Here is a 23,503-nt window from a genome sequence, read left to right as displayed (position 1 = left end):
TCCGTACGTCGCCGGGGCGTCGGCCGTCAGCCCAGGTTCGGGATCGTCCAGTCGATCGGCTCGTGTCCCTGCGCCGCCACCGCCGCGTTGATCTGCGTGAACGGACGCGAGCCGAAGAACTTCTTCGCCGACAGGGGCGACGGATGCGCGCCCTTGACCACCGCGTGCCGCGACTCGTCGATCAGTGGGAGCTTCTTCTGCGCGTAGTTCCCCCACAGCACGAACACCGCCGGGTCGGGCCGGCCGGCCACCGCGCGGATGACCGCGTCGGTGAACCTCTCCCAGCCCCGGCCCTTGTGCGAGTTGGCCTCGCCGCCGCGGACCGTCAGCACCGCGTTGAGCAGCAGGACGCCCTGCTCGGCCCACGGCATCAGATAGCCGTTGTCCGGGATCGGCGTGCCCAGCTCCTCGTGCATCTCCTTGTAGATGTTCCGCAGGGACGGCGGGATCCGCACCCCGGGCCGGACCGAGAAGCACAGGCCGTGGCCCTGGCCCTCGCCGTGGTACGGGTCCTGGCCGAGGACCAGGACCTTGACCCGCTCGTACGGCGTGGCGTCCAGCGCGGCGAAGACCTCCTCGCGCGGCGGGTAGACGGGGCCGTTCGCCCGCTCCTCCTCGACGAACTCCGTCAGCTCCTTGAAGTAGGGCTGCTGAAGCTCGTCACCCAGAACCCCGCGCCAGGACTCGGGCAGCATGGCGATGTCGGTCACGTCAACGTCCTCACGATGTGCGGTCACTTCCAGGCCACAGAACCTACCGGCGACCACTGACAACGTGCCCGCCAAGCCCGGCGCCCGCCCGCCTACCAAGCGGTCTTGCGGTGCAGTTCCCACATCATCATGATCGTCGACGGGTCCATGGCCCGTTCCGCGCCCGAGACGTCCCGGCTGGCCGCCACGTACTGCCGGCCCTGCCACAGCGGCAGCAGCCGCGCGTCGTCCACGAGGATCCGCTGGGCCTCCTCGAACTCCTTCTCCACGTTCGCGCGGTCGCTCTCGCGGCGCGACCGGGGCAGCAGCTCGCCGGTGATCTCGGGCGCCGGGTAGGGCGTACCGAGGGCGTTCTGCTCGCCGACGAACGGCGCGATGAAGTTCTCGGCGTCCGGGAAGTCGGGGAACCAGCCACGCCCGAACACCGGGTACTCGCCCTTCTGGTAGCCCTCGACGTACGTCTTCCAGGGGCGGCTCTTGAGGGTGATCTCGAACAGGCCGGAGTCCTCGAGCTGGCGCTCCAGCTCCTTGAACTCCGCGGCGGTCTCGGAGCCGTAGCGGTCGCTCGTGTACCAGAAGGTGAGCGGGACCCGCTGGTTGATGCCCGCGCCGGTGAGGATCTTGCGGGCCTTGGCGACGTCCGGGTCGCCGTAGTCGTCGAAGAAGCCCGTCGTGTGACCGGTGAGGCCCTTGGGGACCATGGAGTACAGCGGGTCGACGGTGTCCTTGTAGACCTTGTGGGCGATCGCCGCCCGGTCGACGACCTGCGCGATGGCCTGGCGCACGGCCTTGCGGTTCGCCCAGGAGTCCTTCGGGTTGAACACCAGGTAGTTGATGTCGGTGCCGGTGCCCTCGACGAGCTGGATCTCCTCCTCCTTGGAGGACTTGCTCTGGAGGTCGACCACGTCACCGGCGCCCAGACCGCGGTAGGTCACGTCGATCTGCTCGTCCCGCAGGGCCTTGACCATGGCGCCGGAGTCCTGGAAGTAGCGGATGGTCACCGCGTCGTTCCGGCGCTCCGCGTAGCCCTTGTAGCCGTCGTTGCGGACGAGCACGGCCTCCTTGCCCTCGTCGTAGGAGTCGAGGGCGTACGGCCCGGAGCCGACGACGTCGCTGCCCTTGCGCAGGGAGTCCTCCGGGTAGGCCTCCGGGGAGACGATCGACATGGCGGGCGTGGCGAGCACGAAGGGGAAGGTCGCGTCGGGCTTGTTGAGGTGGAAGATCACCTCGCGCTCGTTCGGCGCCTGGACCCGTTCGAGGCTGCCGAGCAGACCGGCGGGGCCGCCGTTGACGTTGATCTTGCGGATCCGGTCGAACGAGTACTTCACGGCCCGGGCGTCGAGCGCGTCGCCGTTGGAGAACTTCAGGCCCTCACGCAGCTCGCAGCGGTACACCTGGTTCGAGGAGTCGCTGAAGCCGCAGCTCTCCGCGGCGTCCGGCTGGGGCTCGCTCGTGCCGGTCGGATAGCTCAGCAGCGTCTGGTAGATGTTGCGGAACAGCTCCCAGGAGCTGTCCCATGAGGCGGCAGGGTCGAGCGTGCTGGGAGCACTGGTGGTGCCCACGACGATCGGCCCTTCGTCCTCCGGAGTGTCGGACGACAGCACGCCGCATCCGGCGACCAGGGACGATATGGACGCGATGGCCGCCACCCGCCGCAGGCATCGGTTCCGGTTGAACACGCGCACGCTCCTCGATCTGCCATACCAAGGGTCGGCAGACCATACCGCAGTGCCGGGCGCGCTGACCCACCCCGGGACATGACTCCTTGATCGATAAACCTTTGACGACGTTGTCATCGCCCTTTGCGAGGGCTTTACGCCGGCACGGGCGCCGCCTGTGGGCAGGGGCGCCCGTGCCGGGCCGCGTCGTCGCCGGGATCAGCCCGTGCCGGCGTTGAGGAAGATGCCGCCGTCCACGACGAGCGTCTGGCCGGTGACCCAGTCGGACTGCTCGGAGGTGAGGAACGCCGCCGCGCCGCCGATGTCGGAGGGCACGCCGAGCCGGCCGAGCGGGTAGGCGGCCGCGGCCTCCTCCTCGCGGCCCTCGTACAGGGCCGTGGCGAACTTGGTCTTCACGACGGCCGGGGCGATCGCGTTGACCCGCACCCCGGGCGCGAACTCGTGGGCGAGCTGCACGGTCAGGTTGATCATCGCCGCCTTGCTGACGCCGTACGCGCCGATGAACGGCGAGGGCGACAGGCCGGCGACGGAGGCGATGTTGACGATCGCGCCGCCGTTGTCCTTCTGCCAGGCGTGCCAGGTCCGCTGGGCGAAGCCCAGCGCCGAGATGACATTGGTCTCGAAGACCTTGCGGGCGACGTTCAGGTCGAGGTCGGCGATCGGGCCGAACACCGGGTTCGTCCCGGCGTTGTTGACCAGGTAGTCGACCCGGCCGAAGGCCTCCATCGTGCGCTCGACGGCAGCGGCCTGGTGGGCCTCGTCGTGTGCCTTGCCCACCGCGTAGATCACGCGGTCGGAGCCGAGCCGCTCGACGGCCTCCTTGAGGGCGTCCTCGTTGCGGCCGGTGATGCACACGCGGTCGCCGCGTGCGACGAAGGCCTCGGCGACGCCGTAGCCGATGCCGCGGCTGGCGCCCGTGACGAGCGCGGCCTTGCCGGAGAGTTCAGTCATGTCCGTGAGCTCCTGTGATCCCTAGTCGAGCGGTCCGCCGGCCACGTACAGCACCTGGCCGGAGACGAACCCGGCCGCCTCGCCGGTGAAGAAGGCGATGGCGTTGGCGATGTCCTCCGGCTCGCCGACGCGCGCCACCGGGATCTGGGTGGCGGCGGCGGCCTTGAAGTCCTCGAAGCCCATGCCGACGCGGTCGGCGGTGGCCTTGGTCATCTCGGTGGCGATGAAGCCGGGGGCGACGGAGTTGGCGGTGACGCCGAACTTGCCGAGCTCCTTGGCGAGGGTCTTGGTGAAGCCCTGGAGGCCGGCCTTGGCGGCCGAGTAGTTGACCTGCCCGCGGTTGCCCAGCGCCGAGGACGACGACAGGTTGACGATCCGGCCGAAGCCCGCGTCCACCATGTGCTTCTGGCAGGCCTTGGACATCAGGAAGGCGCCGCGCAGGTGCACGTTCATGACGGTGTCCCAGTCGGAGACGCTCATCTTGAACAGCAGGTTGTCGCGCAGCACGCCGGCGTTGTTGACCAGGATCGTCGGCGCGCCGAGCTCCTCGGCGATCCGCGCGACGGCCGCCTCGACCTGCGCCTCGTCCGAGACGTCACAGCCGACCGCGATGGCCTTGCCACCGGCGGCGGTGATCTTCTCGACGGTGTCCTTGCAGGCCGCCTCGTCGAGGTCGAGCACGGCGACCGCGCGGCCCTCGGCGGCCAGTCGTACGGCGGTGGCGGCGCCGATCCCGCGCGCGGCACCGGTGACGACGGCGACCCGCTGCTCAGTGGTGGACATGAGTGCTTCTCCTCAGGTGAGCGACCGCTTAGTACCTTCAGTGGGTGTGACGCTAGAAGCCCTGGCACGCGGTGTCAACGGCCACGCTCGGCATGTGATCCATCACCCGGGCCCACCCTGCCCGGCGGCGCCCTCAGGAACACCCGATCGGCTCACGGCCGCGCGCCGCCGCGCCTGTCGCCGCCTAGCGTCGGAGCACGAGCCACTCGTGGCCGGAAGGGAGCACTCCATGCACCGTCGTACCGGTGCCATAGGCATGCTGTTCGCGAGCGCCGCGATCGTGCCGTTGGCCGACCCCGCTCATGCCCAGGACCTGGACTGCCGCGACTTCTCCTTCCAGGAGGACGCGCAGGCCGTCTTCGACGCGGATCCCAGTGATCCCAACAGACTCGACGAGGACCAGGGCCCGGACGACGGCATCGCCTGTGAGGCCTTGGCCCGCCACGGTGTCATCTCCCCCACCACCTCGCCCCCCGCCTCGCCCAGTCCCTCCGTCAGCCCCTCCGCTCCCGTCACCGCGACTCCCACCCTCGCCCCGACCCGAGGCGTGCGAGGCGGGCTCGGGGGTGCGGTGGCCTCCGGGCCGAGCGACTGGGACGTCGCCATCGGCCTGACCTTCGCGGCGGGTGCCGCCGTCGCCGCCGGTTACGCGGTGAAGCGCCGCCGACGCTGACGCCGGGGGCGTCCGTCACCTCACCAGCAGGTCCAGCAGACGCTCGGTCTCCGCCTCCGGGTCCGTGGTCAGACCGGTGTGCACGGGGCCGGGCTGGACGATCGTGGAGCGGGGGGCGACGAGCCAGCGGAAGCGGCGGCCCGGGTCGTCGGAGGCCGCCTGGCCGGCCGCGGTCCCGCCCGCGCACAGTCCCTCCACGGCCCTCAGGGCGGCCCGGACCCCGGCCACGTCGGCCCGGGGGTCGAGGGCCAGCAGGCGGGCCTCGTCGAGATGAGTGCGGGCGCCGACGTAGGACTCGGCGCGGCAGTAGACGAGCACCCCGGCGTTGATGCACTCGCCGCGCTCGACGCGCGGGACGACGCGCAGGACGGCGTACTCGTAGATCTGGCGGTCGCGCGTCCCGCCCTTGATGATGTGCCGGTCGTTCACTCGATCCCCTGGATGCGGTCGTGCATGACGGCGGCACGTGCGAGCAGCGGCCGCGCGTAGGCCCGCCTCAGGTCGTCCGGTGTGTCGAAGCCGGGCTCGCCCGTCAGCCACGCGTCCGGGATCTGCGCGGTGACGTCGGCGAGCAGTTCCCCGGTGACCCGGGGCGCCAACTCGGCCGCCGCGGCGGCGACATCGGGCGCGAAGGACGCCAGGGCATGGTCGGAGGCGTCGTACGGGCGGGCCGCGGAGGCCTCGGCGCCGGGCCAGTTGTGGTGCCAGATCATGGTCGCCCCGTGGTCGACGAGCCACACCTCGCCCCGCCACATCAGCAGGTTGGGGTTGCGCCAGGACCGGTCGACGTTGTTGACCAGCGCGTCGAACCAGACGATCCGCCCGGCCTCCTCGGGAGTCACCGCGAAGGCGAGCGGGTCGAAGCCGAGCGCGCCGGAGAGGAAGTCCATGCCGAGGTTGGTGCCGCCGCTGGACCTGAGCAGGCTCTGCACCTCCTGGTCGGGCTCGCCGAGCCCCAGCTCCGCGTCAAGCTCGACCGTGACCAGGCGTGGCACCCGCAGCCCGAGCCGGCGGGCCAGTTCCCCGCAGACCACCTCGGCGACGAGCGTCTTGCGCCCCTGTCCCGCGCCGCTGAACTTCAGGACGTACGTACCGAAGTCGTCGGCCTCGACCAGTCCCGGCAGCGAACCGCCCTCGCGCAGGGGCGTGATGTAGCGGGTCGCGGTGACCTCTTTCAGCATTTCCCCGGCTACCCGTCTCTTCAGCCCTGCCATCCGACCGACTTGAAGTGAGCATAGTAACCGAGGGTGATCAGGGCGTTTCCGCCCCTCCGCGCATCTGCCCCGGACGACGGCGAACCCGGAATCCGACAGCGAACCGACAGGCCCCCTTTACCCACGTCGTTCCGCGCACCCGTCAGGATTTCCACACCGTCTGAACAGCCGGTCCCCAGGGGCCGTACCTCTCGGCAGATCACGAATCCCCGGAAGGAACGTCAGCATGACCAGCGAATCAGTTCGGCCGAAGTCGGGACCCAGCCGCCGTGCGATCGTGGCGGCGGCGGGCGCGGCAGGGCTCACCGTGGCGCTGACGGCGTGCGGATCGGAGGACAAGGCGTCCGATTCGTCCACCGAACAGGGCGCCGCCGACGGCGGCGCGACGAACGACGGGGGCGGCTCGTCCACCGGAGCGGGAGCCGGTGGTGCAGCGCTCGCCAAGACCTCCGACATCCCCGAGGGCAGCGGCAAGATCTTCAAGGACGAGAAGGTCGTGGTCTCCCAGCCGGCGGCGGGCGACTACAAGGCCTTCTCGACGCTCTGCACCCACCGCGACTGTCCGATGGTGGACCTCAAGGACGACATCATCTCCTGCACCTGCCACGGCAGTCAGTTCTCCGTCCTCGACGGAAGCGTGAAGAAGGGGCCCGCGATCGAACCGCTGGAGGCGAAGCAGATCAGCGTGAACGGCGACTCCATCACGCTCGCTTGAGTCCCCGCGGGCGCTCCAGACACGCCAGCACCTCGTCCGTGGTCGCGACCGTGGCGACCAACGCGAGAGTGTGGCGGATCATCGCGGGGGTGTACTCGGACGGCACTCCCGCGATGGCGTCCGCCGGGACGACGGCGGTGTAGCCGCGGTTCACGGCGTCGAACACGGCGTTGGGGACGGCCACGTTGGCCGAGACGCCGGTGACGATCAGCGTGCGGCAGCCGAGGTTGCGCAGCAGCGGGTCGACATCGGTGCCCTGGAGGGGCGACAGCCCGTGCAGGCGTCGTACGACGAGGTCCTCCTCGGCGACCTCGATCGGGGCCGCGACCCGCACCGCAGGCGTGCCGGACACCTGCTGGACGGGCAGGCGCTCGGCGGCCCGGAACAGGCGGGCGTTGCGGCTGGCCCCGCGGCCGTCGGGGCGGCGCTCGGCGATGGCGTGCACGACCTGGACGCCGCTCTCGTGGGCGGCGGCCACCAGCCGGGCCACGTTGGCGAGCACCCCGCCGGCGCGTGCCTGCTCGGCGAGTTCGGGCAGTGCGCTGTCCGCTCCGACGACGCCCTCCTGGCACTCGACGGTCAGCAGCACTGTGGTCCGCGGATCGAGGAGTTCGCTGAGCTCTGCGTACGCGGGCACGGTTCCCCCTGGGCGCCGGCGGCTGGGCGCGCGAGCGTAGCCACCATTGCGTACGGACGGAAGAGAACTCATTCTTTTCTGACGTGATGTCAGAGGATCTCCTCTGACACGACGTGAGAGAAGAAGGAAAAGAGGGGGAGCATGACCGTCACTCAGCAGCGCCGGGGCCGGAAGATCATGATGACGCCTGGCGAGCTGGACGATTTCCTCACCACGCAGCGCACCTGCCGGGTCGCCACGGTGTCGGCCGACGGCGCCCCGCATGTGAGCACACTGTGGTTCGCCTGGGACGGCACCTCGATGTGGCTGTACTCGGTCGTGCGCAGCAAACGGTGGACCGACCTGCGGCGCGACCCGCGAGTGGCGATCGTGGTCGACACCGGCGAGGAGTACGACGAACTGCGCGGCGTCGAGTTGTCGGGCGCCGTCGAGTTCGTGGGCGAGATCCCGCGCACCGGCGAGCTGCGCGCCGAACTCGACGTCCCGGAGATGTTGTTCGCCAGGAAGAACTTCCGCATGGAGGAGATGCCGCACGACGGCCGGCACGCCTGGATACGTCTGACGCCGCAGAAGATCGTCTCCTGGGACTTCCGCAAGCTGGCAGCGCGGTAAGCGGCCGCGCGGGCTTCAGCCGAGGCTCTCCCCCGCCGCCTGGAGGGCCTTCACCGCTGCCCGGATCGACGGACGGCGGTCGGCGTCCGCGCGCCAGACCACGTACACATGGCGCCGGACCCGCTGCCTGACGGGGACGGTCACGACCCCGTCGGGCACCGGGTGGCGGCCGAGCAGCGGGGCGATGCACACCCCGAGGCCCGCGGCGACCAGCCCGAGCTGCGTATGGGTCTCGGCGGCGCGATGGCCGACGATCGGCTCGATGCCCTTCGAACGGAGCGTGAACATCAGCCACTCGTGACAGAACTCGCCTTCCCCCCAGGTGATCCACTCGTCGTCGGCGAACTCGGCGAGGTCCACCTCGTCACGCCCGGCGAGCCGGTGGCCCGCGGGCATGGCGACATCGGCGGGGTCGTCCATGATCGGCGCCTTGACCAGGCCGTCGGGCAGCGCCATCGGCTTGTTGTACCAGTCGAGCACCACGGCGAGGTCGAGGTCGCCGCGGACCACCCCGGCGATGCCGCGCTCCGGTTCCAGCTCGCAGGAGCGCAGCCGGAGGGCGGGATGCCGCTCGCGCAGCGCGGACAGCGCGAGCGGGAAGAGACCGCGGGCGGCCGTCGGGAACGCCGAGAGTCTCAGCTCGCCGACGACCTGCCCGCGCTGCGCCTCCAGGTCGGACTGGGCGAGTTCGACCTGGGACAGGATGCGCGCGGCGTGCTCGGCGAGGAGCCGGCCCGCGTCGGTGAGGCGCACGCCCCGGCCGTTCTTGGCGAGCAGCCGCTGGCCGACCTCCCGCTCCAGCTTGGACATCTGCTGGGAGACGGCGGACGTCGTGATGTGCAGCCCCTCGGCCGCGCCGCTGACCGAGCCGTGCCGGGCGAGGGCGTCGAGGGTGCGCAGGCGTTCCAGGTTTAACATGTAAGCAATGCTACGCAATACCGCGTGCGAAATCTCGATTGTGCTACGAGGTTCTGGCCCGGCATCGTGTTCTCCATGAGCACCGTCACCACCCCCGGCCGGGTCGCCACCCTCTCGGGCGACCGCCCCCGCCGCCGCCTCGACTGGCGTCTGCGCTTCGCCGCCCTGTCCCTGATCTGGGGCTTCAGCTTCCTCCTCATCAAGGTGGGCACCGAGGGGTACGCGCCGTTCCAGGTCACGCTCGGCCGGCTGGTGTTCGGTACGGCGGTGCTGGCCGCCGCGATGGCGGTGCGCCGGGAGCGACTGCCGCGCGGGGCGCGGACGTGGGGGCATCTGGCGGTCGCCGCGTTCCTGCTCAACGCCCTGCCGTTCTCGCTGTTCGCGTACGCCGAGCTGACCATCCCGTCCACGCTCGCGGGCATCTGCAACGCGACCTCGCCGCTGTGGGGCATGGCGCTGTCACTGGTCGCCCTGTCGGAGGACCGCCCGACCCGGGTGCGGGTCGCCGGGCTCGGGATCGGCTTCCTCGGGGTGCTCACGGTGCTGGGCGCCTGGCAGGGCTTCCACGGTCTGGACGCCGGCGGCACGGCGCTGGCCCTGCTGGCCTCCCTCAGCTACCCGGTCGGCTGGATCTACGTCCGCCGCACCCTGGCCGGCACCAGCCACTCGCACCTGTCGATGACCGGCGCGCAGTTGCTGCTCGCGACGGTCCAACTGGCCGTCGTCACCCCGCTGTTCACGACCCTGCCCACCAGCCTGTCCGCCGGGCCGCTGCTGGCGATCGCCGCCCTGGGCGCACTGGGCACGGGCCTCGCCGTCCTCCTCCAGTACGGCCTGGTCGCCGAGGTCGGCCCGACGACCGCCCAGATGGTCACGTACTTCATCCCGGTCATCGCCACGGCGGCGGGCGTCGCCCTCCTCGGCGAGCCACTCACCTGGTCGACACCGGTCGGGGCGGTCATCGTCCTGATCGGCGCGGCACTTACACAGGTACGGCCGAAGCGTCGGGTGTAGGGGTCTGGGTGGGGTGTCGGGGGACACAGCCGGTTCGCAGAGCCCCCTCGGCCCACCCACTTGCCGGCCCAGCCCACCCAACCGGCAAGCTCAGACGTAACTCCGTGCCGGAGCCGGCCCGAGGGCCGAGGCGATCGCGGCGGCGAGCGCCTCGGTCTCGTCCTCGGTGAGCGTCGAGACGGTGACCCGGATGCCGGGCGGTGCGCTCAGCCGGAAGCGGGCGCCGGGGGCGACGGCCCAGCCGGCGTGCAGCAGCCGCGCGACGGCACCGGTCTCGTCCGGCACGGGCACCCACACGTTCATACCGCTGCGCCCGTGCGCCACGACACCGCGCCGGCCGAGCGCGCCGATCAGCGCGTCCCGGCGCCTCCCGTACGCCGCCGCCACCGCGCGCGCGTCCACCGCCCCGTCGGCCCACAGCCGCACCAGCGCCCGCTGCATCAGCCTGCTCACCCAGCCGGGTCCGAGCCGCTGCCGGCCGCGGACCCGGTCGACGGTCACGGCGTCCCCGGTGAGCAGGGCGAGGCGCAGATCGGGCCCGTAGGCCTTGGCGGCCGAGCGCACGAACGCCCAGTGCCGGGTGGCGCCGGCCAGGGGGTGGAGGGGCACGTCGACGATGCCGTGCCCGTGGTCGTCCTCGATGAGGAGGGTCTCCGGGTGCTCCTGGAGCACGGACCGCAGGGCACGCGCGCGTGGGGCGCTCACCGCCGCGCCGGTCGGGTTCTGCGCCCGGTCCGTCACGATCAGGGCGCGCGCCCCGGCCTCCAGCGCCCGCCGTACGTCGTCGGCACGGGGCCCCTCGTCGTCGACCCCGACGGGGACGGTCCTGAGCCCGAGCGCCGGCACGAGGTCGAGGGTGCGGCCCCAGCCGGGATCCTCCACGGCGACGGTGTCGCCGGGCTTGAGGTGAGCCGCGAGCACGCGTTCGACCCCGTCAAGTGCCCCGGAGAGCACGGCGAGCGGCCCGTCCGGCACGCCGTCGGCGTCGAGACCGGCGCGGGCGATCCGGGCCAGCTCCGGCTCCAGCGGATCGGCCCCGTACAGCACGGGCGCGCGGTCGCTCTCGGCGGCGGCCGCCGCGAACGCCCCGGCGAGCGGCGGCAGCAGCGCCTGATCAGGGTTGCCGTTCGCCACGTCACGCACGCCGTCGGGGACGTCCACCCTGATGTGGTCCCGCCCGGTCGTGGCCGGCGCGGGCCGCACCCGGCTGCCACGCCGCCCCGCGGTCTCGATGACCCCGCGCTCGCGCAGAGTGCGGTACGCGGCCGCGACCGTGTTGGGATTCACTCCCAGCCGCTCCGCCAACTCCCGCATGGGTGGCAGCAGTTGACCCGGCGACAGCTCACCGCTGCCCACCGCCCGCTCGATGCTCGCGGAAATGTCCGCTGCGCGACGCCCACTGATCCGATAGTCTCCTAGCACAAAGCCGATTATGCACTAGTGCAATGGAGAGCGCCATGCAGGGGTCCACGCAGACGCCGACGCCGTCCGCCGCCTACATCCCGACCGACCGCACCGTCCCCACACGCTCGGCGGACCGGGCCGCGTACGACAAGGACCTGGTGCACGCGATACTCGACGAGGCCTACGTCTGCCACCTGGGCTTCGTCCGCGACGGCGCGCCGGTCGTGCTGCCCACGCTGTACGCCCGGGTCGGCGAGCGGCTCTATGTGCACGGCTCGACGGGCTCGCGCCCGCTGCGGGAGGCCGGTCAGGCAGACCCGGGTCTCCCGGTCTGCCTGACCGTCACTCACGTCGACGGACTGGTGCTGGCCCGCTCGGCCTTCCACCACTCGATCAACTACCGCTCCGTGGTGGTGCACGGCGTAGCCCATGACGTGACGGACCCCGAGGAGAAGCGGCAGGCCCTCGACGCCCTGGTCGACCACGTCGTGCCGGGCCGCTCCGCCGACTCACGGCCGGCCAACAAGAAGGAGCTGGCCGCCACCGCGGTGATCCGCCTTGACCTGGACGAGGTCTCCGCCAAGCTCCGCACCGGCGCCGCGAACGACGAACCCGAGGACCTCGCCCTCCCCCACTGGGCCGGCGTCGTCCCGCTGCGCAAGGGCTACGACGCCCCGGTCGCCAACCCCGACCTGGCCCCCGGCACCGAACTGCCCGACTACCTGCGGGCACGGTGAGGCCGACCCCCCTCAGGGGCGCGGAGCCGCGCTGATCTGCGGCTCCGCCGCGATGGGGGCCCCTGGTTCTCGGGACGCCCTCGCGCCCCGCGCCTCCCCCACCGCGAGCCCCGCGACCGAGCCCAGCATCAGCAAGGTGCCGGCCATGGTCGCCGCGGTGAGGTGCTCACCGAGCAGCACGACGGCGAGCACCGCCGCGCTCACCGGCTCCAGCAGCATGATCACCGAGACGGTGGCCGACCGTACGACGGCCGCGCCCGCGAAGTAGAGGCCGTAGGCGAGGGCCGTGGGGACGGCGGCGACGTACGCCAGCAGCACCAGGATCCGGCCGGGTTCCTCGGTGTGCGGCAGCAGCCCCTCGGCGAGAGCGAACGGCAACAGGCACAGGCTCGTGACGGCGAACGCCCCGACGGTCGTCCATGAGGCGTCGGTCTCGCCGCCCCGGCCCCACCGGCGGGTGAGCAGCGTCATCAGGCTGTACCCGGCCGCGGACAGCAGCGCGAGCAGCACACCCCACGGGCGCACGGTCGTACCCCCGCCGCCGAGGACGAGGACCGCGAGTCCGGCGAGGGCACCCGCGACGGCCGCGGTTCCGCCCCGGCCGAGGCGCTCGGCGAGCGTCAGCCGGGCGCCGAGCGCGATGAGCACCGGCCCGGCACCGAGGGTGACGACCGTGGCGACGGCGAGGCCGGTGGCGGAGACGGCCGCGAAGTAGGCCGTCTGGAACACCGCGAGCCCGAGTCCGGTGACCCCGGCCCGCAGCGCCCGGCGGCCCAGCGGCTCGCGCACGGCGGCCCGGGCTCGCGGCCGGACGAGGCGGACGGCGACCAGCAGCGCGAGACCGGCGGCGCAGCGCCAGAAGGAGAGGGCGACGGGCCCCATGTCACTGGCCCGGTAGACCAGTGAGGCGGCCGCGCCCGCGGTGCCCCAGGCGGCACCGGCGACGATCAGATAGAGGAGGCCTCGCCCTACGGGCAGGCCGGAGGCAGTGTTCGACACGTGTTCTCTCCGCAGACGCGCACGGCGCGCCGCGCGGGATCGGCGGCGGCTGGTGCGCGGAAGTTCGGGAAGGGCCCCGGATCACGTCGGATCAGCGGGGTCCGCGGACTTCGTCTGCGGGCAGCACCGTTCGGCCCGGCGGTGACACGCCGGGCGCGGTTTCCGGAGGGCCCGCCTCAGGCGGCCGGAGGCGGAAGAACGAGTGCGTTCGAAGGCATGATCGGCACCTTATGCGGCCGTTCCGGGCCGGGACAACTTCCTTTCCAGGCCGCCGCTCGCCACCGGCTGTTCGGAGCCCTTCGCGGGCGTCGAGGACTGCGCGATGAACGCGCCCACCAGCACGATCACACCACCGGCGAGCTGCGGCGCCGACAGGTGCTCGCCCAGCAGGACCCAGGCCAGGACGGTCGCGATGACCGCTTCGAGACAGGCCACGACACCGGCGACCTGCGGGGAGAGCCGGCGCACGGCGAGCACGCCCGTGACGTAGGCGACGACCGTGGCGACGAGGACGATCCAGGCCAGCAGGGCGACCGCGGCGACGGGCGTGCCGTCCATGCGCGCGGTGCCCGTGAGCACGGTCCAGTCCATGCTCCAGGGCCGGGTGACGGCGGTCAGTACGGCCGCGCCGACGAGCAGTCCGTAGGCGATGACGCCGAGCGGGTCGGGCGCCTCGTCCCCGGCGTCGCTGCCCTGGTCGGAGAGGACGAAGTAGCCGACCTGGCAGCAGGCCGCGCCGAGTGCGAGCAGCAGGCCCAGGGCGTCGAAGCGGAGCCCCGACCACACCTCGACGACACACGCGAGCCCGCCGACCGCGAGGACGACACCGACGGCCGCGGCACGCGTCACGGGCCGCCGCTGCACGAACCGCACCCAGCCCAGCACGAGGGCGGGCGCCAGGTACTCGATGAGCAGCGCCACCCCGACGGGGATACGGGAGAGCGAGGCGAAGTAGCAGGCCTGGACGCCGGCGACGGCCAGCAGCCCGAACCCGGCGAGCAGTCCGGGGCGGCGGCGCAGCAGCGCGCGGTGGCGCACGGCGAGCGGCAGCATCACCAGGGCCGCTCCGGTCACGCGCAGCCACACCACGTGCAGCGGGTCAAGGCCCGCCTCGATCAGCGGCTTGGCCGCGACACCGGATCCGCCGAAGGCGACCGCGGACAGGAGCGCGAGGCCGAGCCCGGCGCCCTTGCCGTGCCTGCTGGGGCCGCTGGGGCTGCTGTCAGACGTACGCACCGGCACATGATGACAGGCCATGACAGGAGCGTCACCCCCTATGGCACCTGTCTCACTGTCTGGACGCGACGAGCGGCTCCGCCAGGGGCCGGTCAGTAAGCGCCTTCGCCACCTCTGGCGCACGCCCGAGACGGGTACTCCTGAGACGGGTGTTCCTGAGACGGGCCGTCGTGTTCCGGAGGCCGGTCGGCCCAGCCGTCGATGCGGGCGAGCACGGCGTGCGGATCGATCCCGGCGCGTCGGAGCACTTCGACGGCGCGCGCCTGTGAGTCGACGACGATCGCCGCGAGCAGGTCGATGCCACGGGCCGGACCGCCGTGCCGCGCGGCCCGTTCGCAGGCGTACTCCATCGAGGCCGCGGCCAGCGGCGAGAAGCCAGCGGTCTCCGTCACGACGGGGACGGCGCCGGAGTCCTCGACACCGCTCTGCCAGCGCAGGCCGTAGCCGATGCTGCGCTGGACGAGATAGCCGAGCAGCCGCGCGATCTGCGGCCCGTCGCCGAGGACGGCACGCACCTCGGGGTCGGACTCCAGCAGCGAGTGGAGCAGGTGGGCCGTGTCGATCTGCCGGTCCGCGTCCCTGACCGCTCTGCGGCGGGCACCGGTGAGCACCGATGCCAGCTCGTCACTGAGCCTGGCATCGTTCTCCGCGCGGTGGATGCCGTGCTCATGGGCCGACTGGCGGGGGATACGGGGTTGCACACCCCTTACCCCATCAGCCCCGAGAGCCCGGGTCATCCACGGAGCGAAGCATCTTCGCGTCCCACGGAAAGTGGACGTCGCGGGCCGAATCTCCTCCTTACGGAGGACATCAGGCTGTTTCACCGGGCATCCCGGAACATCTGACGGTTCATCAGTATTGAACATTGCGGCCGTCGCGGCTACGTTCCGCGACACCCAGCCCGACGTGAAGAGGTGGTCGCATGGCCGAAGTCAGCGCGGAGGCACGCATCGGGGCGCCGGCCGAGAAGGTGTGGGCCAGGCTCACGGACTGGTCCGCGTACGGCGAGTGGAACGCGACCCACACGAGCTTCCCGTCGGGCGGCCCCGAGCCCCTCGAAGTGGGCGCGACGTTCCAGGAGAACATGCGGCTCATGAACTTCCCGGCCGAGGTGGAGTGGACCGTCGAGGCACTGGAACCGGCCCGGGTGCTCGCCATCCGCGGCAAGGGCCCGATGGGCGTGACCGTCGCGACGCGCTACACGCTCACACCCGACGGCGACGCGACGACGGTCCGCATCGACGGCGAGTTCACGGGCGCGACGGTGTCGCTGATGGCGGGCAAACTCAAGGACTCGGCCACAGCCGCCCTGAACGAGTCGCTGCGCAGGCTGGACGGGCTGGTGGCCTGACGCCGAGGCGACCCGTGGATCACTCCACGGGTCGCCTGCCCAGCGCCGCGATCGCCCGGAGGGCGCTCGGTCCTCAGTCCTCGTCGGCGAGGATCAGATACAGCTTCTTGCGGGCTTCGTTGATGACGCCGAGCGCCTTCTCCCGCTGCTCCTTGCTGCCGGTCTTCCAGACCTGGCCGAAGGCCTCCATGAGACCGAAGCCGGCCTGGCGGATCTCGCCGAGAGCCTCCCAGTCGACTCCGCGGGAGGCCTCTTCCCAGGGCGCCTCGGGCCCCTCTTCGGCCGCTGCGCGGCCCGCCTCGGTGAGCGAGAACAGCTTCTTGCCGCCCTCGGACTCACTCGTGATCAGACCCTCGTCCTCCAGCAGCTGGAGGGTGGGGTACACCGAGCCGGGACTGGGCTTCCACGCCCCGCCGCTGCGCTCGGCGATCTCCTGGATCATCTCGTAGCCGTGCATCGGCCGGTCCTTCAGCAGAGCCAGGATCGAGGCCCGCACGTCACCGCGCCGCGCCCTTCCCCGCGGCCCGCCGCGCCCTCGTCCGCCCCAGGGTCCGGGGCCGAAGCCCGGGCCACCGGGCCCGCCCCAGCCGGGACCGCCCGGCCCGAACGGCCCGAAGGCCGCACGCAGCCCCTCGAAACCACCCCGGCCGCCGTGACGGGGTCCGCCGCGGCCATGCCCGTGCTCGAATCCGTGAGTATGCATCGCAAACACTCTCCATTCCATCGTTGATCTGTCGCGATGCCTCAACGATATATCGGTACTCTTCACATGGCAAGGCTCAGACGGAAAACCGGTGGAACCGTCGCAGGCCGTGTCCGTACCAGATGATCGACATCGAGCAGCCCGTGGTCCGGCGCATCCTGGACGCGGTGCTGGCGGAGTTCGCGCGCGTCCTGCGCCCCGGCGGAAGCCTCGTGATCTCGGACGCACACCTGCTGGTGTCCTATCTCCGGCCGACCCTGCCCCGCCGTCCCGGCGCCGACGGCCGCCCGTCCCTCCTCACCGAGCACCACCGCCCGCTCAGCGCCTACCTCGCCGCAGCCCTCCCCCTGGGATTCCAGGTCCGGCAATGCGAGAACCCCGCCGCCCGCGCCACCTCGACCCCGGCACCGCCCCGGACCCACTCCCCGCCCACGTGTCCTGGGACCTGTTGCACTGGTGCCCGGAAGCGCCGGACCGGGCCAGGACTCTCGAATTGGCCTTGTCCCGCGACTCCGGCGAGCCTCTAGCGTCGGGCCATGCGGATTCGAATCGTCGACGCCTTCACCGATCGCCCCTTCTCCGGCAACCCGGCCGGGGTCGTTCTTCTGAACGACGCGGACGCCTTCCCGGACGACACCTGGCTCCAGAACGTCGCTCTCGAGGTCAACCACGCCGAGACGGCCTTCGCCCACCCCCTCCCCGAAAGCGGCGAGGCCGACTGGGCGCTGCGCTGGTTCACGCCGGCCACCGAGGTCGCGATGTGCGGCCACGCGACCCTGGCCACCGCCCACGTCCTGCACACCACCGGCACCCACGAAGGCCCGGTCCGGTTCGCCACCCACAGCGGTGTCCTCGTCGCCACCCCCGCCGGGGACGGCTCCGTCACGCTGGACTTCCCGACGGCTCCGCTCACCCGGATCGACCCGCCGGACGGCCTCGCCGAGTCCCTGGGCACCGAACCGCTCACGGTCCTCGACACCGGCCCGAACACCGGCGACCTGCTGGTCGAGGTCGCCGACGAGAAGACGGTGCGCGGCCTCGCACCCGACCTCAGGGCCCTCGCCGCCCACTCCGAGCGCGGCGTCATCGCCACGGCCCGCGCGGACGACCCCGAGCAGGGCTACGACTTCGTCTCGCGCTGCTTCTTCCCGAACGTCGGCATCGACGAGGACCCGGTCACCGGCAGCGCCCACACCGCGCTCGCCCCCTTCTGGTCCGAGCGCCTCGGCAGCCCCCGCCTCACCGGCCTCCAGGCCTCGCCCCGCTCCGGCCGCGTCCGCACGGAGCTGCGCGGCGCCCGCACCCTGCTGTCCGGCAGTGCGGTCACCGTCATCGAGGGCGAGCTGCTGGCCTGAGACGGTCCTGGCCCCGGTCCCTCACGCCGTCGGCAGCCATCCGACCTTGCCCGCCAGCAGGGCGTAGCCCACGAAGGCACCGATGTCGAGCAGCGAGTGGGCCACCACCAGCGGGCCCACCCGTCCCCAGCGTCGGTACAGGCAGACGAACACCACGCCCATGACCATGTTGCCGATGAAGCCGCCGATGCCCTGGTAGAGGTGGTACGAGCCGCGCAGGACCGAGCTGCCGACCAGCGCGGCCGTCGGCGTCCAGCCCAGCTGCCCGAGGCGGCGCAGCAGGTAGCCGACGACGATCACTTCCTCCAGCACCGCGTTCTGGATCGCCGAGAGGATCAGCACGGGATACTTCCACCACACCTCGGGCAGCGCCTCGGGCACCACGGTGAGGTTGAAGCCGAGCCCGCGGGCGGCCAGGTAGAAGGCGATTCCGGTGCTGCCGATGACCGCCGCGATCGCCGCCCCGCGGCCGATGTCGGGCCAGGGGCGGGTGCGGTCGAATCCGATGGTGCGCAGGCCCGCGCCCTCGCGCAGCAGGAAGTGCGCGACGAGCACGACGGGCACGAGCGCGGTGGTGATCCCGAAGAGCTGCCAGGCCAGGTCGAGCCAGGGGCGGCCGGGCGCTGCCGAAGCGTTCATCGTGGCCGCCTGGTCCTTCAGCCCGCCGGGCTTGGTGACCGAGCCGATGAAGCTGATCAGGGCGGAGACTCCGCTCGCCCCCAGCGAGAGCGCCAGCACGAGCAGCGTCTCGTTGCGGAGCATCCGCCGCGAGAGCCGCTGCTGTGGAATGGAACCGTCGTCCGCCGGGCCCGCCTCCGCCTGCACACCTGCCTCCACTTCACCGACCTGTCGGATCAGTATGAGGCCGGCGGGACAACAGCCCTGAGGCGCATCAGCCCAACGGCACCGGCTCCGGCAAACCCACCGGCCAGGCGTGCACGGGCTCCCCCTTGTGCATCAGCTCGCGATAGCGCCGGGTCGTGGCGGCCAGCGCGGATTCGCGCGAGTGGCCCGCGTCCAGTGCCTGGTGGAAGGTCGCGGCCTGCCAGCTCGCCCCGTTCACCCTGCGCCGGCACCGCTCCTCGATCACGCCCAGGTACAGATCGCGGTCGGCCGGCTCCACGCCCCACGCGTCCAGCCCGGCCTCGGCGAGCGGCAGCAGTTCGTCGCGGACCAGGCTCACCGCGTCGACCTGTGCGGTGCCGCCGTAGCGGCCGCGCCGGGGCCAGGTGAAGCGGGCGTCGATGCCGTCCTTGCACGCGGCGTCGAAGTTGGCGGCGGCCGCCTCGAACGGCAGCCGGGCCCACACCGGCCGGGCCTCCTCGGCGAGGGCGCGGACGAGGCCGTAGTAGAACGCGGCGTTGGCGACGACGTCGATGACGGTGGGCCCGGCGGGCAGGACGCGGTTCTCCACCCGCAGGTGGGGCGCGCCGTCGGCGATGCCGTAGACCGGGCGGTTCCAGCGGTAGATCGTGCCGTTGTGCAGGACGAGCTCGGCGAGCGACGGGGTGCCGCCCCGGTCGAGCACCTCCAGCGGGTCCTCGTCGTCGCAGATCGGCAGCAGCGCCGGGTAGTAGCGCAGGTTCTCCTCGAACAGGTCGTGCGCCGAGGTGATCCAGCGCTCCCCGAACCAGGTGCGCGGCCGGACGCCCTGGGCCTGGAGTTCGGGCGGGCGGGTGTCGGTGGACTGCTGGAACAGCGGGGGCCGCGACTCGCGCCACAGCTCACGGCCGAAGAGGAACGGTGAGTTGGCGCCGACGGCGATCTGCGCGGCGGCGACCGCCTGGGCCGCGTTCCACACATCGGCGAAGCGGGCCGGGGTGACCTGCAGGTGCAGTTGCACGGAGGTGCAGGCGGCCTCCGGCGCGATGGACTTGGAGGTGCAGCTGAGGTGCTCCACGCCGGCGATGTCGAGGGTGAACTCCTCGCCGCGTGCGGCCACGATCTGATCGTTGAGGAGCGTGTAGCGGTCGACGTCGGAGAGGTTCGACGACACCAGGTCGTCCCGGTCGAGGGTCGGCAGAATACCGATCATCACGATTCCCGCGTCGACCTCACCGGCTTTCCGGTCGGCATATGCCAGTGACGTACGGAGTTCCTCCGCGAGCCGATCGAATACCCGATCACCAAGACGGTGTGGGGGAATGTTGACTTCCAGGTTGAACATGGCGAGTTCTGTTTGGAAATCACGGCTCGCGATACGTTCCAGGACTTGCGCGTTCAACATTTTCGGCATGCCGTCGGCGCCCGCGAGATTCAACTCGATCTCCAGCCCCATGAGGTTCTTGGGGCGATCGAACCGCTGCTCCGCCAGGAGTCGCTCCAGGCCCGTCAGACACCGACGGAGCTTGTCGCGGTAGCGCTGGCGATCGGACAGGTCGAACCGGCCTGCCACGACCTTCTCCCCCATCGAAGCGTCCCTCCTCGGATGATGCGGGCCGAAGATCCGGCCGCCGGGGTCCCGGTCAGGTGGAGGATGCCCAGCGAAAGCGATCGATAACGTCCCGGAGGGACCCGCCGACCGCTACGCTGGTCACGTATGACCGGTGGCACATTCACTCGGCATGACGCAGCGGGCCCGGGTTTCGGGGTCGCGTGAACTCGTGAAAAACGCCGACGAGAATGGGCCGACCGCCGCGGGGGCATTAGCCGAGGTCATCGCCGCACACCCCCGCGTGGAATCGGGATAATTCTCGCGTATCGCCGACCGAATGTACCCTTGTTCTACTCACCGGAAACGACTAGACGAAACACAGTCTGAACCCGTGTCGTATAAACTCCGCGAACAAGGCAGAAGGTTGGCGCCCACGGTCGATGGGTCATGCCGTCGAGGTGATGTTCGGCGGACGGACCCCACCCCCCTCTCGTTCTTGAGACCCCGGCCCCTGCCTCTGTCGACCCCCGTGAGCAGACAGCGCCGTCCGCCCCCGCCCTCGTGCCACCGTGCCTTTGAATGAGAGGCGACCCACCATGCCGCTGCATGTCCCCCCGGCTCCCGCGCCCGCACTCCGTTCCGTCCTTACTGCGCTCTCCTCTCCCACCGCGGTCGTCGAGGCCCGAACTCCCTCCCTGCTCCGCGCCCAGGGACCCGCCACTCCCGAGCTCCCGCTGCCCGTCCACGTCCTCGATCGCGTCACGGCCGAGGGTGTGTCGGCCACCCGGCTGGCCGGGTGGCGCTTCCTGATCCGCTGCGGCGACCGTGCGGTGGCCGCGGCGGAGACCATGCTGACTCCCGACGGCTGGGCCTTCTCCCGCTTCTTCGAGGGCCCGTACATCGCCTCCACCGAGCGCGCCCTGCGCCAGGCCGAGTCGATGCCGCAGTCGTACCAGCCCCGCCTGCTGTCCGTGCCCGGCCTGTACATGCTGACGCTCTGGCTGCACGAGGACTGCACCGCCGACGGTGCCGCCGGCCATCCCGCCGCCACCGACCTGCTCGTCCCCCTGGCCCCCGCGCCTCCCGGCATCGCGGCCCATCGCCCGCACCGCGTCGCCGAACTGCTCCCGGTGCTGACCCACCGGGTGACTCCCACGCGGCTGCTCGGCTCACCCGCCTGAAGCGCCGCGCCCCGCAGCTCTCCGCGCCCCGTCGTCGAATTCCGGCGACGGGGTCGCTCTTTTCCATTCCGCCACTCTCATTCGCTCGGACGAGCACTCAATAGCTCGTACGAGCCGGAATGGATCACCTGCCGACCGGACTAGCCCCATTCGGCCACTACGAACCATCCGAAGTGACAGCCCAGTTGGGATGAACCGTCCGCGCGGGTGATGCGTCATGAACCTGTGAGAAGCGGTGCCGCGAAATCCCTGCGGATCGACGCCCGTGGGGCAACACTGGGTTCCGACGACTTATGACAACGGGGGGCGGCCATGAACGATACTTCTAGCCGCGGAACAGACACGACAGCCGACTCAGCGATCCCATCCACCACGACACAGCGAGAGATCCCACCCATGTGCCAGCACCAGACTCCGTGCCCGTCAGCCGAATCCGCCGACCGGGAATCCGCCCGTCTCGTGGCGCACCACCCGGAGCAGGGTTGGAGCCTGCTGTGCAACGGCGTGCTGCTCTTCGAGGACACCGGCGAGCTCCTGCCGGACGGGCGGGTCATCGCCCCGCACCGTCCGCTGGCCTCCAGCCAGATCATGACGGCCGCCTGAGGCCGCCGGGCGGCGTGACCTCCCGCCCGCAGACATGAGGGGCCGGCCGCAGGAGACACTGCGAACCGGCCCCGACGCGTGTCCGGGTGCCGTCACTCCCCGTCACAGCCACGAACGGGACGGTACGCCTTCCCACGGATGCCCGTTTTCCGGAAGACTCCTGGAAGTTTCGGGGTCACCCGTCGACGGAGGTGGGGCAAGTGGCAGCACGTGAGGCAGAGGCCGGGGGCAAGGTCACGATCACGGAGATCGCCCGGCAGGCCGGCGTGTCCGTGCCGACGGTGTCCCGGGTCGTCAACGGCCGGTCCGACGTGTCGCCGCAGACCCGGGCCCGCGTCGAGGACCTGCTGCGCCGGCACGGCTACCGCAAACGCCCCGCGGCCCCGGGCAGCCGTGCCGGCCTGCTCGACCTGGTCTTCAACAACCTCGACAGCCCCTGGGCCGTGGAGATCATCCGCGGGGTCGAGGAGGTCGCGCACGGGGCCGGGGTCGGCACGGTGGTGTCGGCCATCCACGGGCGTTCGGGCGACGCCCGCGAGTGGATGCGCAACCTCCGGGCGCGGGCCTCGGACGGCGTCATCCTCGTCACCTCGGCCCTGGAGCCCACGCTCCACGAAGAGCTGCGCATTCTCGGCGTCCCGCTGGTCGTCGTCGACCCGGCGGGCTCGCCCGCCCTGGAGGCTCCCACCATCGGTGCCGCCAACTGGTCGGGCGGCATGGCGGCCACCGAGCACCTGCTGTCCCTTGGCCACCGCCGGATCGGCCTGATCGCGGGTCCACCGCGGCTGCTGTGCTCCCGGGCCCGGCTGGACGGCTACCGCGCGGCTCTGGAAGGCGCCGGCATCGCGATGGACGAGTCCCTCGTCATCCCCGGCGACTTCCGCCCCGAGTCCGGCTTCGCCGCCTGCGACGCCCTGCTCCGCCTGCCCGAGCCGCCGACCGCCGTGTTCGCGGCCAGCGACCAGATGGCACTCGGCGCGATCGAGGCACTGCGCCGACGCGGGCTGCGGGTGCCGCAGGACATGAGCGTGGTCGGTTTCGATGACCTTCCGGAAGTCCGCTGGTCGGCCCCGCCCCTGACCACCGTCCGCCAGCCCCTGGCCGACATGGGGAAACTGGCCGTCCGCACGGTGCTCCGCCTGACCCGCGACGAACAACCGGCCTCCCCTCGGGTCGAGCTGGGAACGGACCTGGTGGTACGGGCAAGCACGGCACCGCCGGCGGGACCGGCCTGACACACTCACCAACGGAACGAAAGCCGGCCCGGGGTACGGCGCGAGAGACCCGGCCAGGTGTCACCGGGACGCGAGCTCAGCACCGAGGGGCCACCCGCCCCAGTGCCGGGGAAAGCCCCAGCCCCAGCACCGGCCAGGGCACCGGACTGGCATCGGGGGAAAACGCAACCCCAGCAGACGCCCGCCTAACACCGGCGAGGGCACCAGCCCAGCACCGACGAAACCGCCCCAACCAGGACGGGGGAAAGACGCCCGCCCCAGCACCGCCCAGGGCACCGGACCGGCACCAGGGGAAAACACAGCCCCAGCAGACGCCCGCCCAGCACCGGCGAGGGCACCAGCCCAGCACCGACGAAACCGCCCCAACCAGGACGGGGGAAAGACGCCCGCCCCAGCACCGCCCAGGGCACCGGACCGGC

At 71.6% G+C, this 23,503-nt stretch carries 25 protein-coding genes; 10 read left to right on the top strand and 15 right to left on the bottom strand.

Annotated elements, in window-relative coordinates:
* Positions 1-26: 26 nt before the first annotated feature.
* From ung to fabG, 4 genes are all read right to left on the bottom strand, one after another.
* Positions 27-710: a uracil-DNA glycosylase gene (gene ung, locus ACH4G3_RS18935; protein WP_397625559.1), complete on the bottom strand. Its 684-nt coding sequence runs from the start codon at positions 708-710 to the stop codon at positions 27-29.
* A 92-nt stretch (positions 711-802) separates the two neighbouring features.
* Entirely contained in the window at positions 803-2,389 is a 1,587-nt protein-coding gene (locus ACH4G3_RS18930; protein WP_397625558.1) for an ABC transporter substrate-binding protein, read from the bottom strand.
* Positions 2,390-2,587: 198 nt separating this feature from the next.
* Positions 2,588-3,340, bottom strand: coding sequence for an SDR family oxidoreductase (locus tag ACH4G3_RS18925; RefSeq protein ID WP_397625557.1), 753 nt, complete (start codon positions 3,338-3,340; stop codon positions 2,588-2,590).
* A 21-nt stretch (positions 3,341-3,361) separates the two neighbouring features.
* Positions 3,362-4,123 (bottom strand): 3-oxoacyl-ACP reductase FabG, encoded by a 762-nt coding sequence (gene fabG / locus ACH4G3_RS18920; RefSeq protein ID WP_020270157.1) that lies wholly within the window; start codon positions 4,121-4,123, stop codon positions 3,362-3,364.
* 229 nt (positions 4,124-4,352) lie between these two features.
* On the opposite strand from fabG, the gene ACH4G3_RS18915 reads away from it, so the two are divergent.
* Positions 4,353-4,796 carry an excalibur calcium-binding protein gene (locus tag ACH4G3_RS18915; RefSeq protein WP_397625556.1) on the top strand — a complete coding sequence of 148 codons (444 nt, stop codon included), beginning with the start codon at positions 4,353-4,355 and terminating at the stop codon, positions 4,794-4,796.
* Between the two features lie 15 nt (positions 4,797-4,811).
* Here the strand turns inward: ACH4G3_RS18915 and ACH4G3_RS18910 are convergent, their stop codons facing one another.
* On the bottom strand, positions 4,812-5,225 hold the full coding sequence (locus ACH4G3_RS18910; protein WP_354739608.1) for a DUF3037 domain-containing protein: 414 nt from the start codon (positions 5,223-5,225) through the stop codon (positions 4,812-4,814).
* Positions 5,222-5,977, bottom strand: a complete 756-nt coding sequence (locus ACH4G3_RS18905; RefSeq protein WP_397625555.1) for a HipA family kinase — start codon at positions 5,975-5,977, stop codon at positions 5,222-5,224. The genes ACH4G3_RS18910 and ACH4G3_RS18905 overlap by 4 nt, the downstream gene beginning before the upstream one ends.
* Positions 5,978-6,236: 259 nt before the next feature.
* Here ACH4G3_RS18905 and ACH4G3_RS18900 point away from each other — a divergent pair, with 259 nt between their 5' ends.
* Positions 6,237-6,725, top strand: a complete 489-nt coding sequence (locus ACH4G3_RS18900; protein ID WP_397625554.1) for a Rieske (2Fe-2S) protein — start codon at positions 6,237-6,239, stop codon at positions 6,723-6,725.
* Here ACH4G3_RS18900 and ACH4G3_RS18895 read toward each other — a convergent pair.
* Positions 6,712-7,362 carry a cysteine hydrolase family protein gene (locus ACH4G3_RS18895; RefSeq protein ID WP_397625553.1) on the bottom strand — a complete coding sequence of 217 codons (651 nt, stop codon included), beginning with the start codon at positions 7,360-7,362 and terminating at the stop codon, positions 6,712-6,714. The two genes, ACH4G3_RS18900 and ACH4G3_RS18895, sit on opposite strands and share 14 nt — an antisense overlap.
* 141 nt (positions 7,363-7,503) lie before the next feature.
* Between ACH4G3_RS18895 and ACH4G3_RS18890 the strand changes: the two genes are divergently transcribed.
* Positions 7,504-7,974 (top strand): pyridoxamine 5'-phosphate oxidase family protein, encoded by a 471-nt coding sequence (locus ACH4G3_RS18890; protein WP_397625552.1) that lies wholly within the window; start codon positions 7,504-7,506, stop codon positions 7,972-7,974.
* A 15-nt stretch (positions 7,975-7,989) separates the two neighbouring features.
* On the opposite strand, the gene ACH4G3_RS18885 is transcribed toward ACH4G3_RS18890, so the two are convergent.
* Positions 7,990-8,892 (bottom strand): LysR family transcriptional regulator, encoded by a 903-nt coding sequence (locus tag ACH4G3_RS18885; protein ID WP_397625551.1) that lies wholly within the window; start codon positions 8,890-8,892, stop codon positions 7,990-7,992.
* Between the two features lie 75 nt (positions 8,893-8,967).
* On the opposite strand from ACH4G3_RS18885, the gene ACH4G3_RS18880 reads away from it, so the two are divergent.
* Positions 8,968-9,906, top strand: coding sequence for a DMT family transporter (locus tag ACH4G3_RS18880; RefSeq protein WP_397625550.1), 939 nt, complete (start codon positions 8,968-8,970; stop codon positions 9,904-9,906).
* Between the two features lie 90 nt (positions 9,907-9,996).
* Here the strand turns inward: ACH4G3_RS18880 and ACH4G3_RS18875 are convergent, their stop codons facing one another.
* Positions 9,997-11,328 (bottom strand): aminotransferase class I/II-fold pyridoxal phosphate-dependent enzyme, encoded by a 1,332-nt coding sequence (locus ACH4G3_RS18875; RefSeq protein ID WP_397625549.1) that lies wholly within the window; start codon positions 11,326-11,328, stop codon positions 9,997-9,999.
* A 35-nt stretch (positions 11,329-11,363) separates the two neighbouring features.
* Here ACH4G3_RS18875 and ACH4G3_RS18870 point away from each other — a divergent pair, with 35 nt between their 5' ends.
* Complete coding sequence (locus tag ACH4G3_RS18870) at positions 11,364-12,047, top strand: pyridoxamine 5'-phosphate oxidase family protein (RefSeq protein WP_397625548.1); 684 nt, start codon at positions 11,364-11,366, stop codon at positions 12,045-12,047.
* Between the two features lie 12 nt (positions 12,048-12,059).
* On the opposite strand, the gene ACH4G3_RS18865 is transcribed toward ACH4G3_RS18870, so the two are convergent.
* The 3 genes from ACH4G3_RS18865 to ACH4G3_RS18855 all read right to left on the bottom strand — a co-directional run bounded on the left by ACH4G3_RS18865 (position 12,060) and on the right by ACH4G3_RS18855 (position 14,983).
* The gene (locus ACH4G3_RS18865) at positions 12,060-13,046 is read right to left on the bottom strand and encodes a DMT family transporter (protein ID WP_397625547.1); all 987 of its coding nucleotides are present in this window, start codon (positions 13,044-13,046) and stop codon (positions 12,060-12,062) included.
* Between the two features lie 228 nt (positions 13,047-13,274).
* Entirely contained in the window at positions 13,275-14,288 is a 1,014-nt protein-coding gene (locus ACH4G3_RS18860) for an EamA family transporter (RefSeq protein WP_397626161.1), read from the bottom strand.
* 86 nt (positions 14,289-14,374) lie between these two features.
* Positions 14,375-14,983 (bottom strand): Clp protease N-terminal domain-containing protein, encoded by a 609-nt coding sequence (locus tag ACH4G3_RS18855; RefSeq protein ID WP_397625546.1) that lies wholly within the window; start codon positions 14,981-14,983, stop codon positions 14,375-14,377.
* Between the two features lie 221 nt (positions 14,984-15,204).
* On the opposite strand from ACH4G3_RS18855, the gene ACH4G3_RS18850 reads away from it, so the two are divergent.
* On the top strand, positions 15,205-15,633 hold the full coding sequence (locus tag ACH4G3_RS18850; protein WP_397625545.1) for a type II toxin-antitoxin system Rv0910 family toxin: 429 nt from the start codon (positions 15,205-15,207) through the stop codon (positions 15,631-15,633).
* A gap of 73 nt (positions 15,634-15,706) precedes the next feature.
* Here the strand turns inward: ACH4G3_RS18850 and ACH4G3_RS18845 are convergent, their stop codons facing one another.
* Entirely contained in the window at positions 15,707-16,336 is a 630-nt protein-coding gene (locus tag ACH4G3_RS18845) for a PadR family transcriptional regulator (RefSeq protein ID WP_354739572.1), read from the bottom strand.
* 536 nt (positions 16,337-16,872) lie between these two features.
* Here ACH4G3_RS18845 and ACH4G3_RS18840 point away from each other — a divergent pair.
* Positions 16,873-17,691 (top strand): PhzF family phenazine biosynthesis protein, encoded by an 819-nt coding sequence (locus ACH4G3_RS18840; RefSeq protein ID WP_397625544.1) that lies wholly within the window; start codon positions 16,873-16,875, stop codon positions 17,689-17,691.
* 21 nt (positions 17,692-17,712) lie between these two features.
* On the opposite strand, the gene ACH4G3_RS18835 is transcribed toward ACH4G3_RS18840, so the two are convergent.
* Positions 17,713-18,516, bottom strand: coding sequence for a CPBP family intramembrane glutamic endopeptidase (locus ACH4G3_RS18835; protein ID WP_397626160.1), 804 nt, complete (start codon positions 18,514-18,516; stop codon positions 17,713-17,715).
* A gap of 67 nt (positions 18,517-18,583) precedes the next feature.
* The gene (locus ACH4G3_RS18830; protein ID WP_397625543.1) at positions 18,584-20,101 is read right to left on the bottom strand and encodes a glutamate-cysteine ligase family protein; all 1,518 of its coding nucleotides are present in this window, start codon (positions 20,099-20,101) and stop codon (positions 18,584-18,586) included.
* A gap of 560 nt (positions 20,102-20,661) precedes the next feature.
* Between ACH4G3_RS18830 and ACH4G3_RS18825 the strand changes: the two genes are divergently transcribed.
* From ACH4G3_RS18825 to ACH4G3_RS18815, 3 genes are all read left to right on the top strand, one after another.
* Positions 20,662-21,246, top strand: coding sequence for a hypothetical protein (locus ACH4G3_RS18825; protein WP_397625542.1), 585 nt, complete (start codon positions 20,662-20,664; stop codon positions 21,244-21,246).
* A gap of 396 nt (positions 21,247-21,642) precedes the next feature.
* Positions 21,643-21,849, top strand: a complete 207-nt coding sequence (locus tag ACH4G3_RS18820; protein WP_397625541.1) for a DUF5999 family protein — start codon at positions 21,643-21,645, stop codon at positions 21,847-21,849.
* Positions 21,850-22,049: 200 nt separating this feature from the next.
* The gene (locus tag ACH4G3_RS18815) at positions 22,050-23,084 is read left to right on the top strand and encodes a LacI family DNA-binding transcriptional regulator (RefSeq protein ID WP_397625540.1); all 1,035 of its coding nucleotides are present in this window, start codon (positions 22,050-22,052) and stop codon (positions 23,082-23,084) included.
* Positions 23,085-23,503 lie beyond the last annotated feature (419 nt).

The organism is Streptomyces afghaniensis (genome assembly GCF_044327915.1).
Classification (GTDB): domain Bacteria; phylum Actinomycetota; class Actinomycetes; order Streptomycetales; family Streptomycetaceae; genus Streptomyces; species Streptomyces afghaniensis.
This window is presented reverse-complemented; position numbering and strand designations above follow the sequence as displayed.

Bases quoted from the DNA above. Each gene is read 5' to 3' on its own strand.
- ACH4G3_RS18925 (WP_397625557.1), bottom strand. From the start codon at position 3,340: ATGACTGAACTCTCCGGCAAGGCCGCGCTCGTCACGGGCGCCAGCCGC.
- fabG (WP_020270157.1), bottom strand. From the start codon at position 4,123: ATGTCCACCACTGAGCAGCGGGTCGCCGTCGTCACCGGTGCCGCGCGC.
- ACH4G3_RS18915 (WP_397625556.1), top strand. From the start codon at position 4,353: ATGCACCGTCGTACCGGTGCCATAGGCATGCTGTTCGCGAGCGCCGCG.
- ACH4G3_RS18905 (WP_397625555.1), bottom strand. From the start codon at position 5,977: ATGCTGAAAGAGGTCACCGCGACCCGCTACATCACGCCCCTGCGCGAG.
- ACH4G3_RS18900 (WP_397625554.1), top strand. From the start codon at position 6,237: ATGACCAGCGAATCAGTTCGGCCGAAGTCGGGACCCAGCCGCCGTGCG.
- ACH4G3_RS18890 (WP_397625552.1), top strand. From the start codon at position 7,504: ATGACCGTCACTCAGCAGCGCCGGGGCCGGAAGATCATGATGACGCCT.
- ACH4G3_RS18885 (WP_397625551.1), bottom strand. From the start codon at position 8,892: ATGTTAAACCTGGAACGCCTGCGCACCCTCGACGCCCTCGCCCGGCAC.
- ACH4G3_RS18880 (WP_397625550.1), top strand. From the start codon at position 8,968: ATGAGCACCGTCACCACCCCCGGCCGGGTCGCCACCCTCTCGGGCGAC.
- ACH4G3_RS18870 (WP_397625548.1), top strand. From the start codon at position 11,364: ATGCAGGGGTCCACGCAGACGCCGACGCCGTCCGCCGCCTACATCCCG.
- ACH4G3_RS18850 (WP_397625545.1), top strand. From the start codon at position 15,205: ATGGCCGAAGTCAGCGCGGAGGCACGCATCGGGGCGCCGGCCGAGAAG.
- ACH4G3_RS18845 (WP_354739572.1), bottom strand. From the start codon at position 16,336: ATGCATACTCACGGATTCGAGCACGGGCATGGCCGCGGCGGACCCCGT.
- ACH4G3_RS18840 (WP_397625544.1), top strand. From the start codon at position 16,873: ATGCGGATTCGAATCGTCGACGCCTTCACCGATCGCCCCTTCTCCGGC.
- ACH4G3_RS18830 (WP_397625543.1), bottom strand. From the start codon at position 20,101: ATGGGGGAGAAGGTCGTGGCAGGCCGGTTCGACCTGTCCGATCGCCAG.
- ACH4G3_RS18825 (WP_397625542.1), top strand. From the start codon at position 20,662: ATGCCGCTGCATGTCCCCCCGGCTCCCGCGCCCGCACTCCGTTCCGTC.
- ACH4G3_RS18820 (WP_397625541.1), top strand. From the start codon at position 21,643: ATGTGCCAGCACCAGACTCCGTGCCCGTCAGCCGAATCCGCCGACCGG.